We start from the raw sequence: 18264 nt of genomic DNA, 5'->3' as shown, positions 1-18264 counted from the left end.
TTACGCTTTGGTAAGCCATAGGGTCTACACCTTTGACGCATGATGGGGGAATATTTCAGAGTCGCGATGCTGTGCCTGCTGGGCGTGCTGCTGATCGTAGCGGCCGTTACGGACCTGCGTTCGCGCATCATCTCGAACCGGCTCAACCTGGCCGTGGCCGCGCTCGCGCCGCTGTGGTGGATCGCGAGCGGCTTGTCGCCCTGGCCCGACATGGCCGGACAGCTTCTTACGGCCGCCATCGTCTTCGCGATCTTCGCCGGATTGTTCGCGCTGGGCTGGATGGGGGGCGGCGACGTCAAGCTGCTGGGCGCGCTGGCGCTCTGGTTTCCGTGGCAGGCCGTCCTGTCGCTGATCGTCCTCATGGCGGTGCTGGGCGGCGTGGTCACTATCGTTACCGTGGTCCATCACCGCATGACCCGGCGGCTGGGTCAACCGGAAATCCCCTATGGCGTCGCGATTTCGCTGTCGGCGCTGTGGCTGATTTGGCCAACGATATTTTAACCATTCTGGATGCAAGGTGGGTGCCGGGGGCAGTGCACCCGCTTGAGGGAGGCGAATTTCGTCATGGACGCAAAAAAGATCGTGCTGTTGGTCGGGGCGCTGTTCGTGGCGATCACGACGGCCTTGCTGGCGCGCAGCATATTGAGCTCTTCGGGCGCGCCGCAGGTGAATGCCGCATCGATGCCGATCGAAGCCAATCAGCCGCATGTGCTGGTCGCCACCAAGGCGATGCCGGTTGGGACCATCCTCGATGCGGAGAGCTTCCGCTTCCAGCCCTGGCCCAAGGATCTGGTCGAACAGGCCTATTATCTGAAGGGTGAGGCCGATCCCGCCAAGCTGGCGGGCAGTGTCGTGCGCAACGCCATAACGGCGGGCCAACCGCTGACGCAGGGTTCGCTCATCAAGCCGGGCGACCGCGGTTTCCTGGCCGCTGCGCTGGGTCCGGGGATGCGCGCCGTGACGGTGCCGGTGTCCGCGCAAAGCTCGGTCGCGGGCTTCGTCTTTCCGGGCGACCGCATCGACCTGGTCCTGACCCAGAGCGTGTCGGGCGGCGGCGAGGGCGATCCGCTGAGAGTCTCCGAAACCATCCTGCGCAACCTGCGCGTGCTCGCCACCGATCAGCGCATGGACGCCATGGGCGATGACGGCAAGCCGGTTGTGCGGACCTATTCCAACGTCACGCTGGAAGTGACGCCCAAGATCGCGGAAAAGATCGCGGTCGCGCAAACCGTCGGTTCCCTGTCGCTCTCGCTCCGTTCGATTGCCGACAACGCCACTGAACTGGACGCGGCCATCGCCGGCACCGATCAGGATCTGCCCGACGGCGCGAACCCGAACGCTGAAAAGAAGATGCTTGCGAACCTTCAGGCCCGGCCGATCGATCGCGGCAGCACTTTTTCCACAGGCGCCGACGTATCCCGTTACCAGCGCAGCAGCGTGCCGGCCAAGCCGCAGACAGCGGTCGACCCCAATGGCGCGCCCGCCGGGACGGTCGCCTTCAGAGGCCCGACGATCCGCGTGGCGCGCGGCACCAATGTGACCGAAGTTCCGGTCGGGGGGAAGTGACATGAACGGATTGCACCTGCTCCGCCGGACCGCGGCGATCAAGCCGATCGCTACACCGGCAATCGCCCTCGGCCTCGCGCTGGCGACGGCGGCCATGCCGACCACGGCGCTCAACGCCGCCCCTTCCTCCATGCAGGATAATGCGATCCTGCTGTCGGTGGGCGGCAGCCGCGTGGTCAACCTGTCCGCTCCGATGTCGGACGTGGTGATCGCCGATCCCGATGTGGTCGACGTCCACGTCCGGTCCCAGAACCAGCTTTACCTGATCGCCAAGAAGCCCGGTGAAACCACCGTCTTCGCAACGGCCACCAATGGCAAGGTGCTGTTTTCCGGCACAGTGCGGGTGGGCAACAACCTGACCAGCATCGACGACATGCTGACGCTGGCGATGCCGAACGCGAACATCGCGGTCAACAAGATGAACGGCATGGTCCTTCTGACCGGCACCATCGCCGCGCCGGAAGACGCCGCTGAAGCCGAACGCCTGACACAGGCTTTTGTCGGCAAGGACGTAACCGTGGTCAGCCGCCTGCGCATGGCGACTCCGCTCCAGGTCAATCTTCAGGTCAAGATCGCCGAAGTCAGCCGTGATCTGGGGCACAAGATCGGCACCAGCTTCGCCGGCGCCGCCCTCAGCGGCAATAGCGGCAAGACTCTGGGCGTCATTGGCGGCGGCAACCGCAATTTCGCGGAATACGACGCCGACAAGAGCCGCTGGACCTTCAACAATGCATTCGATGGGGGTTACAGCATCGGCGGCGTCGCCCGAATTTTAGGCATGGATATCGCGGGCGTTCTGGACCTGGCCGAATCGAGCGGTCTGGCCACCACGCTGGCGCAACCCAATCTGACCTCTCTGTCGGGCGAGACTGCCAGCTTCCTGGCAGGCGGCGAGTTCCCCTACACCGTCAGCAACGGCACGCAAGGCAACAGCCTGGAATGGAAGCAATATGGCGTCCAACTGGCTTTCACGCCGACCGTGCTGGCCGATGGCCGCATCTCGCTGCGTGTCCGCCCGACCGTATCCAGCCTCGACTTCTCGCTCGACATCGATGCGCCCGCACTCAAGACGCGCACCGCCGAAACCACGGTGGAACTGGGTTCGGGGCAGGCATTCATGATCGCGGGGCTGCTCAACAACGAGACCGGCAACACGATCAACAAAGTGCCCGGCTTGGGCAACATCCCGATCCTCGGCAGTCTGTTTAAGTCGCGCCGGTTTCAGCGCAATGAAACCGAACTGGTGATCGTCGTGACGCCCTATCTGGTGAAGCCGGTCAACGCATCGGACATCCGCCTGCCTACCGACGCCTTCCGCACCGCGAACGAAGCGCAGGGACTGTTCCTGCAACAGGGCAGCGACGGGATCAGCGGCGGGCGGGCGCCCGCGCCCAGCCGCGGTCCCGACGTCCCGGTCCCCGCCCCTGGCCCGCAGGCCGCCGCGCCCATGCCCGCCATGGCCGCACGCGGCGAGAGCCGCCGCACGGGTAAAGCCGACGATGCCACTCCCGGTTTCAGCTTCTGACGTAAGGACGAAAGCCATGACTTCCCTCTCTACGAAAAGCATCGTCCGCCTCGGCGTCATCGCCCTGATGGCTCTCCCGGCCACAGCCGATGCGCGCGCCCGCAGCGGTCCCAATCGCAGCGTGGATTCGGTCCATCAACCGGTCGTGAGCCACGCGGCCTACACGTTCGACGTGCAGGGCGGCATGGATGGCGGCCTTTCCGCATCGGAAGCGGGCCGCCTGAATGAATGGTTCGTATCGATCGGCGTCGGCTATGGCGACCGCGTCTCGCTGGCGGGCGATCCCGGCTATTACAGCGCCGCGCTGCGCGATGGCATCGCCAATGTCGTTGCACGTTACGGCCTGTTGGTCGACGAAGACAGCTCGGCCGTCGCCGGGTCCGCGCCGCAGGGCAGCGTCCGGCTGATCGTGCGCCGGGCCATGGCCAGCGTGCCCGGTTGCCCCGATTGGCGGTCCAAGCCCGAAGCCGACCCCGGCCTTGGCGTTTCGTCCAATTACGGATGCAGCGTGAACAGCAATATGGCCGCCATGATCGCCAATCCGGAAGACCTGGTGCGCGGTCAGGCGAGCGAAAGCGACCTGCGCACCGCCACGTCGAACCGCGCGATTTCGACTTATCGCGAAAAGGCGCCGACCGGGTCCGGGGGACTCAAGTCCCAATATGGAGGCCAGTGACATGAACGCACCCTGGAAACCCGGCATGAACGGACAGCGTGACCCGTTCCATGCCTTCGTTTGCGACGATCACAGCTTCGATCTTCTCCGCGCGGTGGCCTCCGAAATGGGCTGGGCACCGGAAAAGGTGAACAAGGGCGGGATGCGCAACGCGGTGCAAAGCCTGTCGATCACCGCATCGCCGCAAATCCTGTTCGTCGACATGTCCGAAAGCGGTGATCCGCTTAGCGACATCAACAGCCTCGCCGAAGTGTGCGAGCCGGGCACGGTGGTGATCGCCGCCGGGCAGGTCAACGATGTGCGCCTCTATCGCGACCTGCTGGCCAGCGGCATTCAGGACTATCTGCTCAAGCCCTTCGGCGCGGACCAGCTGCGCGATGCGCTGGCGCAGGCCCAGGCCGTGTTCTTCGCGCCCCGCGAAGGAACGGTGGAGCGGCCGCACATGACGGCCGCCGTCATCGGTACGCGCGGCGGCGTAGGCGCGTCCAGCCTGGCGACGTCGCTGGCGTGGCTGCTCAGCAGCCAGCATCAGCGCTCGACCGCCCTGCTGGACCTCGACGTCCATTTCGGCACCAATGCGCTTGCGATGGACCTGGAGCCAGGGCGCGGCCTGATCGACGCCATTGAAAATCCCGGCCGCATCGATGGCCTGTTCATCGAACGCGCCATGGTCCGGGCCAGCGACAATCTGGCGATCCTGTCGGCCGAAGCGCCGATCAGCATGCCGATGATGACGGACGGCGGTGCCTTCTATCAGTTGCTGGAAGAGTTCCACGCCGCCTTCGAATGCACCGTCATCGATCTGCCGCGCGGCATGATGATCCAGCATCCGCATCTGATGGGCGACGTCAATGTGGCGATGATCGTCACTGAAATGACGCTGGCGGGCGCGCGCGACACGATCCGCCTGCTGTCCTGGCTCAAGACCGGCGCGCCCCATGCGCGCGTGCTGGTGGTGGCCAACCGCGTCCATCCCGGTTCCCCGGAAATCAGCCGCAAGGATTTCGAACAGTCGATCGAACGGGCCATCGACGTGCTGATCCCCTTCGACCTCAAAGCCGCGTCGCAGGCCGCCAAGCTCGGCAAGACGATTGCCGAAGCCGCCAAGGGCAGCAAGGTCGGGGCGGCTTGTACCGCCATGGTGAAGGACGTACTCGGCGCCGCCGAAGCCGAAGAGGATGACGGTGGACGGAAGAAGAAGGGCGACTCCCTGCTCGGCAAGATCGGCGATCTCAAGGGCCTGATCCCTTCGCGCAGGGCGAAGGCGGCGCTCAACAACTGATGCGGCGCGCCGCCGCACGGCGCATTCCCTGCTGAAACGGAACAGGCGAGCACATGGACGGCAAGATCATCCTGATGGCGGTGCTGCTGGCGACCCTACTGGGGCTTGTCATGGCGGCCTTTTCCGGCCCGTCGCCCGACAAGGCCCGCAAGCGCCGCATCGCATTGATCCGCGGCCGGCACAGCGATTCCGCCGAAGCGGTGCTGGAAGCGCGGATGCGCCGGGTCATCGACAGCCGCCAGCCCGTCACCGAAATGAAGATGCTGGTGTCGCTGATCCCCGACCCGGAAAATCTGACCAAGCGGCTTCGGATGACGGGCAGGAAGTGGACGCTCAGCCAGTATATGACGGCCTGCTCCGTGATCTTCCTGTTCACGGCCGCGGTGATGATGCTGCGCGGCTTTCCGCTGCTATTCGCGCTGATGGTATCGCTGGCGGCGGGTCTGGGCCTGCCGCACTGGTGGGTCGGCCGCCTCATCAACAAGCGGATCAACCTGTTCAATGCCAAGTTCCCCGACGCGCTGGAGCTTCTGACGCGCGGCCTGCGCTCGGGCCTTCCCATCGCCGAAACGCTGGCCGTGGTGGCGGCGGAAATCCCCGGCCCGGTGGGCGAGGAGTTCCGGCTCATCACCGAACGCATCAAGATCGGCAAGACGATGGACCAGGCGCTCCAGGAAACCGCCGACCGCCTTGGCACGGCCGAATTCCAGTTCTTCGTCATCTCGCTCGCGATCCAGCGCGAAACCGGCGGCAACCTCGCCGAAACGCTCTCGAACCTTGCGACCGTGCTGCGCCAGCGCGCGCAAATGAAGCTGAAGATTCGGGCCATGTCCTCGGAATCCAAGGCATCCGCCTATATCATCGGCGCGCTGCCGTTCATCGTCTTCGGCCTCATCAGCTATATCAACTTCGACTATATGAGCCCCTTTTACACATCCGATCCCATGGGTTTGTTCGGCCTGTCGCTGATGCAGGTGATCGGCATCGGGGGCATGTGCTGGATGGGCATCGGCGCCTTCATCATGGCGCAGATGATCAACTTCGAGATCTGACAGGGGAGCAAGGCAATCATGGAAGCGACCCCGACCGGCACCCTCTTCGGCCTGACAGCCACCGACTTCGGCGCGCTGCTTGCCGGGTTGGCGACGATGGCCGTGATCTTCGCGCTCTATACGGTCATGACCGTGCGCGATCCGATGACCAGGCGCGTCAAGGCGCTGAACGCGCGGCGCGAGCAGCTCAAGGCGGGCATTACCGCCTCGACTGTCAAGCGCCGGGCCAGACTGGTCAAGAAGAACCAGACGACCGATCGGATGCGGTCCTTCCTGTCCAGCCTTCAGGTGTTGCAGGACGACCAGTTGCGCGACGTGCAGACCCGTATGGCGCAGGCGGGCATCCGGTCGAAGGAATGGGCCGTCGCCGTCATCTTCGCCCGCATGGTCCTGCCCATCGTTTGCGGCGGCATGGCGGCACTGTTGATCTATGGCGTGGATTTCTTCCCCGATTGGGGCGGTTTCAAGCGGTTTATGGTGTTCGCCGGGGCCTTGCTGCTCTCCTACAAGGGGCCAGACCTCTATATCAACAACAAGGTGCAGAAGCGGTCCGCCGCGATCCGCAAGGGGTTGCCTGACGCGCTCGACCTGCTGGTGATCTGCGCCGAAGCGGGCCTGACGGTCGATGCCGCCTTCAGCCGCGTAGCGCGCGAACTGGGCAAGGCCTATCCTGAACTGGGCGACGAATTTCAGCTTACCGCCATTGAGCTGGCCTTCCTGACGGACCGCCGCATGGCCTTCGAAAATCTTGCCACGCGCGTCAATCTCGACGCGGTGAAGGGCGTGGTGACGACCATGATCCAGACGGAAAAATACGGCACGCCGCTGGCCTCCGCGTTGCGCGTCCTGTCCGCCGAATTCCGCCACGAACGCATGATGCGCGCCGAGGAAAAGGCCGCCCGCCTGCCCGCGATCATGACCGTGCCGCTGATTCTCTTCATCCTGCCGACGCTGTTTGTGGTGATTCTCGGCCCGGCCGCCTGCTCGATCAGCCAAGCCTTCAAATAATTTTCCTCCCCGAAGGGGCGTTGCCGTAACGTCCCGCGTTTTCCCGCGCCATCCGCCGTTTCTTGGCGGTGGCGCGCGCTTTCTTCCCGTCTTATCCTGCCGGAAACAGAAAGACAGGAAGAGGTTGCCCGATGTTCTCCCGATCCGGCCCTTTCGCCGCTCTTGCGCCCGCCGCGCTCCTTGTCACGGCCATCCCGGCGCTAGCTGCGGAGCCGATCACTGGCCGCTGGGCCACGGTCGAGGGCAAAGCCATCGTCCAGATCGTGCCCTGCGGCAAAAATCTGTGCGGCCGCATCGAGCGCATCGTGAAGCCCACGCCGGGCCGGCCCCAGACCGATATTAAAAATCCCGATCCCGCGCTCCGGTCCAGGCCGCTGGCGGGGCTGGCGCTGCTGAGCGGCTTCAATGATGCCGGCTCGCTCTGGAAGGGCACGATCTACGACCCCGAAAGCGGCAAGAGCTACACCAGCAAGGTCAGCCGCAATCCTGACGGCACGCTGAAAGTGCAGGGCTGCATCGCCTTCTTCTGCAAGGCGCAAGTCTGGACGCCGGTGCGATAAGGCAGGTCGCCGCTTGCTTTGAACGACCGTCATCGGCCTTTGCTGACCTTCATTGTCCGTCATCCCAGCAAAAGCTGGGATCTCGCACCTACGAAGAAGAGAGATGCCAGCTTTCGCTGGCATGACGGAAGAGGGGAGGCTGCAACGCCCGAAAACCACCCAAACCGGCCACACGTTCCGCCGTCTTACAGCCGTGCGGTTATCTGCCCGGTTCCTGTTCGCCGAGGATGAACGCCGCCCCCGCCTTGGCGTGAATCGAAGTGCAGTCGTAGATGGGCAGCACATTGGCCTTCACATCGACGATCAGTTCCAGTTCGGTGCAAGCCAGAACCACGGCCTGCACATCCTCCTTGGCGATGTCGGTCAGTTCGGAGCGCATGAAGCGTTCGGATTCGCGATTGACCTTGCCCACGGTCAATTCATCATAGACGATATGATTGATCCGGTCGGCCAGTTCCATGTCGGGCGGCAGCAGCGAAACACCGTGGGACACCAGCCGCTGCCGGTAGAATTTCTCCATCATCACATTGCGCGTGCCGATAAGCGCCGCTTTCTCGACATTGTCGCCCGCCATCCGCGCGCCGACGACATCGGCGATGTGGATGATCGGTATGCTGACCGTTTCCTGCACGCGCTCATAGACCCGGTGCATGGAATTGGCGCAGATCAGCAGGCTTTGCGCGCCCGCCTGCTCCAGCCGCCGGGCCGCGCCGGTCAGATGGTCTGCGGCGCTGTCCCAATCGTCCTGCGTCACGCTGCCCGCAACCTGGGCGAAGTCCAGGCTTTCGATCAGCAGGGGCGCGCTATGCTGCCCGCCCTTCGCGCGATGGACGGTCCGATTGATGATCTCATAATAGCGGGCGGTGGAAATCCAGCTGAGACCACCGATCAGACCGAGTTTACGCATAAGCAGGTCACATACTCTTGCAAAAGCGAACGGACGGCGGCGCGTGAAGCGCCGCCGTCCGTCACAGCGTTACGGGAAGCCTGCCTTAGTGGGCAAGCCCCTTGACGATTTCCTCGACCATCTTCTTCGCATCGGCCAGCAGCATCATGGTGTTGTCCATATAGAAGACTTCATTGTCGACGCCGGCATAGCCCGCCCCGCCCATGGAGCGCTTCACGAACAGCACAGACTTGGCGTTGGCGACGTCCAGGATGGGCATGCCATAGATCGGCGAGGACTTGTCGGTCTTCGCCGCCGGGTTGGTCACGTCGTTCGCGCCGATGACGAAGGCGACGTCGGCCTGACCGAATTCGCTGTTGATGTCCTCCAGCTCGAACACCTCGTCATAGGGCACGTTCGCTTCGGCCAGCAGCACGTTCATGTGCCCCGGCATACGGCCCGCGACCGGATGGATGGCGTATTTGACCGACACGCCTTCCTTCTTGAGCAGATCGCCCATTTCGCGGAGCGCGTGCTGCGCCTGGCTGACCGCCATGCCGTAGCCCGGCACGATGATGACGCTGTCCGCCTGCTTCATCAGGAACGCCGCGTCCTCCGCGCTGCCGCGCTTGTAGGGCCGGTCGACCGCCGAAGCGCCGCCGCCCGCCGAAGCCGCCTCCGCGCCGAAGCCGCCCGCGATCACGCTGATGAAGCTGCGATTCATCGCCTTGCACATGATGTAGGACAGGATCGCACCCGAAGACCCCACCAGCGCGCCGGTGATGATCATCGCGGTGTTGCCCAGCGTAAAGCCCATCGCCGCCGCCGCCCAGCCGGAATAGCTGTTCAGCATCGACACGACGACCGGCATGTCCGCGCCGCCGATGGGGATGATGAGCAGGAAGCCGATGATGAAGCTCAATGCCGTGACGGTCCAGAATATCCAAGGGCTCTGGTCGGTGACGAAATAGGCGATCAGCCCCAGAATCGCCGCCAGCGTGCCCAAATTGATGAGGTGCCGTGCGGGCAGCATGATCGGCTTGCCCGACATGTTGCCGTTGAGCTTGAGGAAGGCGATGACCGAGCCGGAGAATGTGATCGCGCCGATGGCGACGCCCAGCCCCATTTCGATCCGGCTGGCATTGTGAATCTCGCCGGTCAGCGCGTCGAGAATGCCGAATGCGCCCGGATTGAGAAAAGCCGCCGCGCCGACCAGCACCGCCGCCAGACCGACGAGCGAGTGGAACGCCGCCACGAGCTGCGGCATCGCGGTCATCTCGATCTTGCGCGCGATGACGAAACCGATCGCGCCGCCGATGGCGATGGCGCCCACGATCTCCGGCAGGGAGATGACGTCATGGGTATAGAGCGTGGTGGCGACGGCAATCGCCATGCCCGCCATGCCCATGCGGTTGCCCCGACGGCTCGAAGCCGGGCTGGACAGACCCCGCAGCGCGAGGATGAAAAGGACGCCCGCGATCAGATAGGCGAGCGAGACGAAGGGCGAAGCGGCGAAGCCTTCAGCGCCTGCCGCGGCCATCGCGATGACGGTCTGCAACATCATTTGCGCTCCTTCTTCTTGTACATCGCCAACATCCGTTCAGTGACGGCGAAGCCGCCGAAGATGTTGACCGATGCGAGCGTCACCGCGATCAGGCCCAGATATTTGGCGGCCGCGCTGCCCGCTTCCGCCGACGCGACCAGCGCGCCGACGATGATGACGGAGGAAATGGCATTGGTGACTGCCATCAACGGCGTGTGGAGCGCCGGGGTCACCGACCACACCACATAATAGCCGACGAAGCACGCCAGCACGAAAATCGACAGGATGGAGATGAAGTCCATCTTTCCTACTCCCCGTTCGTCCCGCCTTTCCGCGGGACATGGTGCGCGCAGCACTCCGGCCGCGCGCCATTACCTCACCCCAGAAGGCGTTCGTTCACGACCTTGCCGCCCTGCGTCAGGCGGATGGCGTTGCCGATCTCTTCGTCCAGCACGGGCGCGTTCTTTTCCTTGTCCCAGAAGGCGGACAGGAAATTGTAAAGGTTGCGCGCGAACAGGGCCGAAGTGTCCGCCGCCAGCCGCGAGGGCACATTCCTGTGCCCCACGATCTTGACGCCGTGACGCTCGACCACTTCACCGGCGACCGCGCCCTCGACATTGCCGCCCTGCTCGACGGCCAGGTCGACGATCACGCTGCCCGGCTTCATCGTCGCGATCTGTGCGTCGGTGATGAGGCGCGGCGCGGCGCGGCCGGGGATCAGCGCCGTGGTGATGACGATATCCTGCTTGGCGATGTGGCTGGAAACCAGTTCGGCCTGCGCCTTCTGATATTCCTCCGACATTTCGGTGGCATAGCCGCCCGAGCCTTCGCCCTCGATGCCCTTCACGCTTTCGACGAAGATCGGCTTGGCCCCGAGCGATTCGATCTGTTCTCTGGTTGCGGAGCGCACGTCCGTCGCCGACACCTGCGCGCCCAGACGGCGAGCGGTCGCGATTGCCTGAAGCCCGGCGACGCCCACGCCCATGATGAAGACCTTGGCCGCGGACACCGTGCCCGCCGCCGTCATCATCATCGGGAAAGCCTTGCCATATTCAGCGGCGGCGTCGAGCACCGCCTTGTAGCCCGACAGGTTCGACTGGGACGACAATATGTCCATCGACTGCGCGCGCGTGATGCGCGGCATGAACTCCATCGCCAGCGCCTCCAACCCGGCGGCGGCATAAGCGTCCACGCGGGGACGCTCGCCAAAAGGATTGAAGCTGGCCGCGATCCACGCGCCCGGCTTCGCGCCGGAGAGATTCGCCGGATCGGGCGCCTGCACACCCAATATGATATCCGCGCCCGCAACCGTCGCGGCGCGATCACCCACCACGCCCCCTGCCGCGGCATAATCGGCGTCGGCAATCGAGGCGTTCAGCCCCGCACCGCTTTCGACCGCCACCTCAGCGCCAAGGGCCTTGAACTTCTTCACGGTCTCCGGCGTGCCGGCGACCCTGCGCTCGCCAGCGGCAAGCTCCTTGATTATCGCAATTTTCATGGACATCCCCCTGTGCAAACCGACCTTCAACTCGAGATCAGCAGCACCACGATCGCACCCGCGATCAGAGAAGCGACCGTGCCCCATTTCATGACGGCCACGAACCCTTCATAAGTTTCGGTCGCGCTTTTGATATTTCCCTCTTGGACCATGCCCTCTTCCTTCCTGACGACGTCATCGCCGAACCTCTTATCCTCTGCCTGCCCGCCCCTCAACCCGCAATGCAACAAGAAAATCTTTCAGGTTAAGGGCGCCTTTACTCCCCTGCATTAAGCTTTGCCGCCTGTATTGGAATGAGGGGCAGGATGACGCGCGACGGCGTTCCCATGTTGATGCTGATCGACGATGAACCGGCGCAGCGCCGTCTTGTGGCGGCGCTCGCGGCGCGGGCAGGGTGGCGCACGATTTTCGTGAATGACGGGGAAACCGCCATCGCCACGCTGGGCACGCAGGACGGGATGCGCCTCGATGCGATCCTGCTCGACCAATGGTGCCCGTCCTATGAACCGGCGGAACTGATTCGGGAATTGCGCGCGCGGCGGCCGGCCTTGCCTATCCTCATACTGACAGCGCATGACAATGTCGCGGCCGCGGTGGAATCCATGCGCGCGGGCGCCACCGATTATCTCTCCAAACCGATCGCGCCCGAACGGCTTCTGGCGGCGCTCAACGCCACGCTGAGCGAAGATGACATCAACAGCGAGCTTCGTCCGCTGACGGAGAAGATCACCGCACCGCTCTCCTTCGAGGATGTCGTGGGTTCGGCTCCCCGCTTCCGCGCCGCGCTCGCCGTCGCGGCAAAGGCGGCCCGCGCGCGCGTCCCCGTGCTGATCGAAGGCGAAAGCGGCGTCGGCAAGGATGTCCTGGCGCGCGCCATCCACGCGGCCTCCCCCCGCCACAAGCAGCCGATGGTGACCGTCAACTGCGGCGCCATTCCCGCCAATCTTGTCGAATCGGAGCTGTTCGGACACGAACGCGGGGCCTTCACCGGCGCGTTCGAACGGCATATCGGCAAGTTCGTCGCGGCGGAAACCGGGACGATCTTCCTCGACGAAATCAGCGAGATGCCGTTCGACGCGCAGGTCAAGCTGCTGCGGGTGCTCCAGGACGGCGAGGTGCAGCCGATCGGCGCGCGCCGGCCGGTCCATGTGGATGTGCGCGTCATCGCCGCGACCAACAAGCGGCTGCTGGAGGAAATCGAAGCGGGGCGTTTTCGCGAAGACCTTTATTACCGACTCAACGTCGTGCAGTTGACCATCCCTCCGCTGCGCGAGCGCATCGGCGACGTTCCCGCACTGTGCCGTCATCTGCTGGCGCGGATCGCGGACCAGCCGGGCTTGCGGAGCCTGGGCCTGACCGACGATGCGCTGGCCCTGCTGATGCAGCATGAATGGCCGGGCAATGTGCGCCAGCTTCAAAACGCCCTGTTCCGCGCCGCCGTGCTTTGCGAAGGGGATGCCCTGACGCCGCAGGACTTTCCCCAGATCGCGGCGCAGATCGGCGCGCGGGATGCGACGCCGTCCGTCCTTATCCCCGCCGCCCGCCGGTCGCACCGGGAGGGGGCGGGCATCACGCTGTTCGAAGGCGACGGCCATGTCCGCCAGCTTGCCGAGATCGAGGCGGACGTGATCCGCCTGGCCATCGGCCATTATCGCGGGCGCATGACGGAAGTCGCGCGGCGGCTGGGCATAGGCCGTTCGACCCTCTACCGGAAACTGGCCGAACTGGGCATCGACAACGCCGCCTGAAAGCCTGCGCATCCCGGCATGAAGGCGCGTCATCGCGAAGAAACATGCTGCGCCGTTGAAAAGTGGCGGCGGCTATGCTTTTGAACGACGCATGAAAACCGCTTCCCTTGCCGCCTGTCTTCCTTTCCTCGCCCTTGTCGCCTGCGGGCGGGCCGAACCTGTGGGGGACATGCCCAGCCAGGAAGCGCTGGCGGCAGCGGCCAATGCGGCGGCGGCCAGCGCGATGGCCAGCCAGAAGGCGGAAGACATGGAAAACCTCAATTATGTGAATGCGGAACGCGGCTTTTCCGTGACCTTCCCGGAAGGCTGGGTGAAGGATGCATCGGCCAGCAACGCGGACGGCGTCGTTTACGAGGATCCGGGCGCGGGCGCGGATGTCCGGGTCTTCTGGCAGAAGAACGACGCGAATCAGACATTGCAGCAGATCGTGGCAGCAGTGAGCAGCGGTTCGGAAGGCGTCGACGGAGACTTCATCGGGGACAATGAATATCGCGGCACGGCGAATGACGGGGAGGGCAACAATGTCGCCGTGCGCCTGTTGAAGCAACCGGACGGGTCGATCGTGACCGCCACCTTCGTCTATCCCGAAATGTTGAGCGAGCAATATCAGGCGATCGCGGAAAAGCTGCTCGACAGTTTGCGGTCCTTTGCGCCCAGGAGCGAGACGCCCGAGGGCAGGCTGCCGGCACAGGCATCCAACGCGGCCAACTAGACCGCGCTCAGCCCCGCATCGGCCAGCCCGCGCCAGAGATGCAGCGCCTGTACGCTTTCCTTGACGTCATGGACACGCACCATCTGGGCACCCTGCTGGGCCGCGCGAAAAGCGAGGGCGATCGATCCGCCCAGCCGTTCGGACACAGGCGCTTCATTGGAGAGCGCACCGATCAGGCGCTTGCGGCTTCCGGCAAAGAGCAGCGGCACGCCCAGCCCCTGAAATGCCGCCAATCCATTCACCAGCGCCAGATTGTCGGCCAGCCCCTTGCCAAAGCCAAGTCCCGGATCGACCATGATCCTCTCCCGGCCAATGCCGGCCGCGACGCAGGCTTCAACCCGTTCTTCCAGCATGTCGAAAACATCCGACACGACATCGGCATAGCCGGCCGGATTATCATGGGGATCATCCCCCGCCGACGGTGCATGCATCAGGATCACCGGGCATCCCGCCGCCGCGACGACTTCCATGCTGCGCGGATCGTGCCGCAGTGCGCTCACATCGTTGACGATCTTGGCCCCGGCCGCGAGCGCCGCCTCCATCACTGCTGCCTTGCGCGTATCGACGGATACCGGCACGCCTGCCGCGGCCAGCCGTTCGATCACGGGAACGATGCGGGCGATCTCATCGCCTTCCCATAGTCTTGCGGCGCGGGGACGGGTCGACTCTCCGCCCACGTCGACCAGCGCCGCGCCCGCCGCCGCCATGGCGAAGCCCGTATCCGCCGCCGCCTGGGGATCGCCGATATGCTTTCCCCCGTCGGAAAAGCTGTCGGGAGTCACGTTCAGGATCGCCATGACCTGCGGCGCATCGAAACGGATCGTCCGATCGCCAAGCGCCAGCGGCGGGCGCGGAGCAGAGATATGCGCGGCCAGCCTGTGCGCCCGTTCCGCCAGCGCGTCGGGCAGGCGGGCCACGATATCGGCAAATCCCTCCACGGGGATCGTCACCCGCACCGCTCGCGCGCCATCTCGGCGGGCCGTCAGTTCATAGCCCTGGAACCAGATCAACCCATTGCCCATGCGCGCGGCGGCGCCATCGGGCAATCCGATAGGCGACGGCACGAACCATGTCGGCTTGAGAGTGAAGCGCGCGTCGGCGGGAATATGGGACAGGTTCATCTACACTCCGTTGGCCCTGAGCCTGTCGAAGAGCCACGCTTCCAACAGGGCTTCGACAGGCTCAGCCCGAACGGACGGAGAAATCAAGGCTCGTTCGCCAGCAGATAGGTCTGCCGCAGCGTGTCGATGGGTTGCAGCTTGCCGTCCACCTCATGATGCCAGAAGGTCCAGCCGTTGCAGCTCGGCGCGCCTTGCAGGCTCGCGCCGATCTTGTGGATCGATCCGCCTTCCTTGCCGATGGCGAGCGATCCGTCCGCGCGCACCACCGCCTGCCAGCGGCGCTTCACATCGGTCAGAACCGTGCCGGGCTGGCAATAGCCGGTTTCGACCAACGTGCCGAACGCCACCTTGGGCTGGGCCTTCGCGCTCTGCATGATGGTGAGCGCAGATTCGTCGAGCGGCAGCGCGGCCTCGATCCGCTCCAGCGCGACCTCGATATAGCTGTCCTCACGCTCGATGCCGATCCATTTGCGGCCCAGGCGCTTGGCGACCGCGCCCGTCGTGCCGGTGCCGAAGAAGGGATCGAGCACCACGTCGCCCGGTTTGGTGCAGGCCAGCAGCACCCGGTAAAGCAGCGCCTCGGGCTTTTGCGTCGGATGCGCCTTGGTGCCGTTGCGCTTCAACCGCTCCTGCCCGCCGCAGATCGGCAATACCCAGTCCGAGCGCATCTGCAATTCGTCATTGAGCGTCTTCATCGCTTTGTAGTTGAACGTATATTTGCTGTCCTCGCCCTGGCTGGCCCAGATCAGCGTCTCATGCGCGTTGGTGAAGCGCGTGCCCTTGAAATTGGGCATCGGGTTCGCCTTGCGCCAGATGATGTCGTTGAGAATCCAGAAGCCTTCGTCCTGCAAGGCCGCGCCGACCCGGAAGATATTATGATAGCTGCCGATCACCCAGATGGTGCCGTTGGGTTTCAGGATGCGGCGCGCTTCCTTGAGCCATGCCTTCGTAAAGCGGTCATAGGCGCCCAGCGTGTCGAACTTGTCCCAATCATTATCGACCGCGTCCACGCGTCCGCCTTCGGGCCGGAACAGGTCGCCGCCCAGTTGCAGGTTATAGGGCGGATCGGCGAAGATCATGTCGATGCAGCCATCGGGCAGCTTCGCCATTTCCGCGATGCAATCGCCCCGCAGCAGACGGTCCGCCTCAATCTCTACCGGCGCGACCGCCTTCTTCCGCCGCGTCGCGACGCGTTCCATGACACCCATGCAGCAACCCCCGTTGGTTTCGAGGCCCAGCGATGAGTCCTCAGGAGTCTACCGTCAAGATCAGTAACTTATCCGTTAACCCTCATAGAAAGGTTAACGGAATGGAGAACGAAGAGGGTAGCCACGAGATATTGAGTCTGCAAATGCCGACTGGACTCCATATCGGGTAGTGTGGCGAAAAAGACTCAGCCTGTCCCGTTCACGAAGTTTTTTTTGGTTAACGCCCGCTTCGGATCGAAAACCGGCTTTGGGTTGACCTATTCATAACCTTTTGATTATGCAATACGGATGATTGCCCCTCCCTATCAGGAAGACCGATCCGTCCTTCGCGACGCCCTGTTCAAGGCGCTGTCGGATGGCACCCGGCGCGCCCTGCTCGAATATCTGGTGCGCGAAGGGGAGCAAAGCGTTCACGCCCTCACCGCCATATCGGGCGTGTCGCAACCCATGGTGTCCCGCCATCTTGGCAAGTTGAAGCAGGCGAGGCTTGTCACCGCGCGCCGGGCAGGGCGGGAGACTTATTATACCGCCCGCGCCAAGGGCCTTGCTCCCGTGGTTCAATGGATGGCCGTCTATGGCGCGCTCTGGTCGCAGCGGTTCAGCGCGCTGGAGGGTCTGGGCGACGGCGAATAGCTATCGGCAATAGCCTTCCCGCCCCGGAACGACTATCAGGCATTCCTGCTTCTCCGCCAGATATTTGAAGCCGGTTTCGCTGCCCTTACCGGGACGGATCGCCAGATCGTGCCCGTCGCGAACGAAACGGATCGTCGCGCCCTCCGCCAGACCGCTGTAATTTTCTTTCCGGTCGAGCGTATCCTGATTGGCGATGGCATAATGGCCCGGCTTCCCGTCGGGCGAAGGCTGGATATCCAGGAAAAGCCCTTCCGGTCCCGTCCAGCGTCCCACCCAATCGTCGGTCGGCAGGCGAGCCGCGTCGGGCGCGCCGTTGCCCAAGGCGTCCACATCCTCGATCGTTTCCACATCGCCCGCCTGGATCGCCTGATTGCCGGCTGCATTTTCCGTGCTTTTGGCACAGCCCGCCAGCGCGATCGCCAAAGCCACGGGAATGAAATAGAGGCGCACCATCTTCTTCTCCATCGAAAAGCGAACAGGGCGGCAACGCCCCACATCGTTCCTGGTTCACGAGATTGGAATGATCCGGTCGATCAATAATCCGTGCAGTAATCGATTTTCTCTATCTACAAGTCCGAGAAAACCAATTTCCCCCGACTCGCCTCCTTCCCTACATAGGCTTCACACGACAACCCCAAGAGAAGGAACTGGAAAGCCCATGGCGCTTATCAACACCCCCCTCCAGCCGTTCAAGGCAACCGCATTCAAGGAAGGCAAGTTCGTCGATGTCACCGATGCCGATGTGAAGGGCAAGTGGGCCGTCTTCTTCTTCTACCCGGCCGACTTCACCTTCGTCTGCCCGACCGAACTGGAAGATCTGGCCGACATCTACCCCACCCTTCAGGGCATGGGCGTGGAAGTCTATTCGGTGTCGACCGACACGCATTTCTGTCACAAGGCCTGGCATGACACCTCGCCGGCCATCGGCAAGATCAACTATTACATGCTGGGCGACCAGAATCACGACCTGTCGAACCAGTTCGGCGTGCTGCGCGAAGGCGTCGGCCTGGCGGACCGCGGCACCTTCGTGCTCGATCCCGAAGGCGTGATCCAGCTTGTCGAGATCACCCCGGAAGGCGTCGGCCGCAACGCGACCGAACTGCTTCGCAAGATCAAGGCGGCGCAATATTGGGCCAGCCACCCCGGCGAAGTCTGCCCGGCCAAATGGGAAGAGGGTGAAAAGACCCTTGCTCCCTCGCTGGACCTCGTCGGCAAGATCTGACGACTTTTCCGCGGCCGGGCTTTC

The 18264-nt window shown here is 63.9% G+C and carries 19 protein-coding genes and 1 pseudogene; 12 read left to right on the top strand and 8 right to left on the bottom strand.

Going from position 1 to position 18264, the window contains the following annotated elements; all coding sequences use genetic code 11:
- Window positions 1-39 precede the first annotated feature (39 nt).
- From IQ35_RS06660 to IQ35_RS06625, 8 genes and pseudogenes are all read left to right on the top strand, one after another.
- Window positions 40-547, top strand: a pseudogene (locus tag IQ35_RS06660) (A24 family peptidase).
- Window positions 548-564: 17 nt separating this feature from the next.
- Window positions 565-1566 carry a Flp pilus assembly protein CpaB gene (gene cpaB / locus IQ35_RS06655; protein ID WP_031291489.1) on the top strand — a complete coding sequence of 334 codons (1002 nt, stop codon included), beginning with the start codon at window positions 565-567 and terminating at the stop codon, window positions 1564-1566.
- Between the two features lies 1 nt (window position 1567).
- The gene (locus tag IQ35_RS06650) at window positions 1568-3091 is read left to right on the top strand and encodes a type II and III secretion system protein family protein (RefSeq protein WP_059140349.1); all 1524 of its coding nucleotides are present in this window, start codon (window positions 1568-1570) and stop codon (window positions 3089-3091) included.
- A gap of 16 nt (window positions 3092-3107) precedes the next feature.
- Window positions 3108-3767, top strand: a complete 660-nt coding sequence (locus IQ35_RS06645) for a CpaD family pilus assembly protein (RefSeq protein ID WP_021245592.1) — start codon at window positions 3108-3110, stop codon at window positions 3765-3767.
- Window position 3768: 1 nt separating this feature from the next.
- Window positions 3769-5049 carry a pilus assembly protein CpaE gene (locus IQ35_RS06640; protein WP_145072329.1) on the top strand — a complete coding sequence of 427 codons (1281 nt, stop codon included), beginning with the start codon at window positions 3769-3771 and terminating at the stop codon, window positions 5047-5049.
- A 53-nt stretch (window positions 5050-5102) separates the two neighbouring features.
- Window positions 5103-6101 carry a type II secretion system F family protein gene (locus tag IQ35_RS06635; RefSeq protein ID WP_021245594.1) on the top strand — a complete coding sequence of 333 codons (999 nt, stop codon included), beginning with the start codon at window positions 5103-5105 and terminating at the stop codon, window positions 6099-6101.
- Between the two features lie 18 nt (window positions 6102-6119).
- Window positions 6120-7109 (top strand): type II secretion system F family protein, encoded by a 990-nt coding sequence (locus IQ35_RS06630; RefSeq protein WP_021245595.1) that lies wholly within the window; start codon window positions 6120-6122, stop codon window positions 7107-7109.
- Window positions 7110-7240: 131 nt separating this feature from the next.
- Window positions 7241-7669, top strand: a complete 429-nt coding sequence (locus IQ35_RS06625; protein ID WP_145072328.1) for a DUF2147 domain-containing protein — start codon at window positions 7241-7243, stop codon at window positions 7667-7669.
- A gap of 199 nt (window positions 7670-7868) precedes the next feature.
- Here the strand turns inward: IQ35_RS06625 and IQ35_RS06620 are convergent, their stop codons facing one another.
- The 5 genes from IQ35_RS06620 to IQ35_RS06600 all read right to left on the bottom strand — a co-directional run bounded on the left by IQ35_RS06620 (window position 7869) and on the right by IQ35_RS06600 (window position 11748).
- Window positions 7869-8576 carry an aspartate/glutamate racemase family protein gene (locus tag IQ35_RS06620; RefSeq protein WP_021245597.1) on the bottom strand — a complete coding sequence of 236 codons (708 nt, stop codon included), beginning with the start codon at window positions 8574-8576 and terminating at the stop codon, window positions 7869-7871.
- A gap of 85 nt (window positions 8577-8661) precedes the next feature.
- Window positions 8662-10095, bottom strand: a complete 1434-nt coding sequence (locus IQ35_RS06615; protein WP_145072539.1) for an NAD(P)(+) transhydrogenase (Re/Si-specific) subunit beta — start codon at window positions 10093-10095, stop codon at window positions 8662-8664.
- Between the two features lie 20 nt (window positions 10096-10115).
- A complete protein-coding gene (locus IQ35_RS06610; protein WP_021245599.1) occupies window positions 10116-10400 on the bottom strand; it encodes a proton-translocating transhydrogenase family protein in 285 nt (94 codons plus the stop codon).
- A gap of 74 nt (window positions 10401-10474) precedes the next feature.
- The gene (locus tag IQ35_RS06605; protein WP_021245600.1) at window positions 10475-11596 is read right to left on the bottom strand and encodes an NAD(P) transhydrogenase subunit alpha; all 1122 of its coding nucleotides are present in this window, start codon (window positions 11594-11596) and stop codon (window positions 10475-10477) included.
- A gap of 26 nt (window positions 11597-11622) precedes the next feature.
- Window positions 11623-11748, bottom strand: coding sequence for an aa3-type cytochrome c oxidase subunit IV (locus IQ35_RS06600; RefSeq protein WP_021245601.1), 126 nt, complete (start codon window positions 11746-11748; stop codon window positions 11623-11625).
- Between the two features lie 153 nt (window positions 11749-11901).
- On the opposite strand from IQ35_RS06600, the gene IQ35_RS06595 reads away from it, so the two are divergent.
- Window positions 11902-13344 carry a sigma-54-dependent transcriptional regulator gene (locus tag IQ35_RS06595; protein WP_145072327.1) on the top strand — a complete coding sequence of 481 codons (1443 nt, stop codon included), beginning with the start codon at window positions 11902-11904 and terminating at the stop codon, window positions 13342-13344.
- Between the two features lie 91 nt (window positions 13345-13435).
- A complete protein-coding gene (locus IQ35_RS06590) occupies window positions 13436-14056 on the top strand; it encodes a hypothetical protein (protein ID WP_031291495.1) in 621 nt (206 codons plus the stop codon).
- On the opposite strand, the gene folP is transcribed toward IQ35_RS06590, so the two are convergent.
- Both folP and IQ35_RS06580 read right to left on the bottom strand, forming a co-directional pair.
- A complete protein-coding gene (folP, locus tag IQ35_RS06585; protein WP_145072326.1) occupies window positions 14053-15177 on the bottom strand; it encodes a dihydropteroate synthase in 1125 nt (374 codons plus the stop codon). The two genes, IQ35_RS06590 and folP, sit on opposite strands and share 4 nt — an antisense overlap.
- 83 nt (window positions 15178-15260) lie before the next feature.
- Window positions 15261-16385 (bottom strand): site-specific DNA-methyltransferase, encoded by a 1125-nt coding sequence (locus IQ35_RS06580; RefSeq protein ID WP_145072325.1) that lies wholly within the window; start codon window positions 16383-16385, stop codon window positions 15261-15263.
- 288 nt (window positions 16386-16673) lie between these two features.
- Here IQ35_RS06580 and IQ35_RS06575 point away from each other — a divergent pair, with 288 nt between their 5' ends.
- The gene (locus IQ35_RS06575; protein WP_021245606.1) at window positions 16674-17018 is read left to right on the top strand and encodes an ArsR/SmtB family transcription factor; all 345 of its coding nucleotides are present in this window, start codon (window positions 16674-16676) and stop codon (window positions 17016-17018) included.
- Here the strand turns inward: IQ35_RS06575 and IQ35_RS06570 are convergent, their stop codons facing one another.
- Window positions 17019-17471, bottom strand: a complete 453-nt coding sequence (locus IQ35_RS06570) for a hypothetical protein (protein ID WP_242003299.1) — start codon at window positions 17469-17471, stop codon at window positions 17019-17021.
- A 205-nt stretch (window positions 17472-17676) separates the two neighbouring features.
- Between IQ35_RS06570 and ahpC the strand changes: the two genes are divergently transcribed.
- Window positions 17677-18240 carry an alkyl hydroperoxide reductase subunit C gene (ahpC, locus tag IQ35_RS06565; protein WP_021245608.1) on the top strand — a complete coding sequence of 188 codons (564 nt, stop codon included), beginning with the start codon at window positions 17677-17679 and terminating at the stop codon, window positions 18238-18240.
- The last annotated feature ends 24 nt before the right edge of the window (window positions 18241-18264 follow it).

Origin of the sequence: Sphingobium wenxiniae, assembly GCF_007830065.1 — a bacterium.
GTDB classification, from domain to species: Bacteria; Pseudomonadota; Alphaproteobacteria; order Sphingomonadales; family Sphingomonadaceae; genus Sphingobium; species Sphingobium wenxiniae.
Note: the sequence above shows the minus strand (reverse complement) of the source record. Positions and strands in the feature narration are given on the sequence as shown.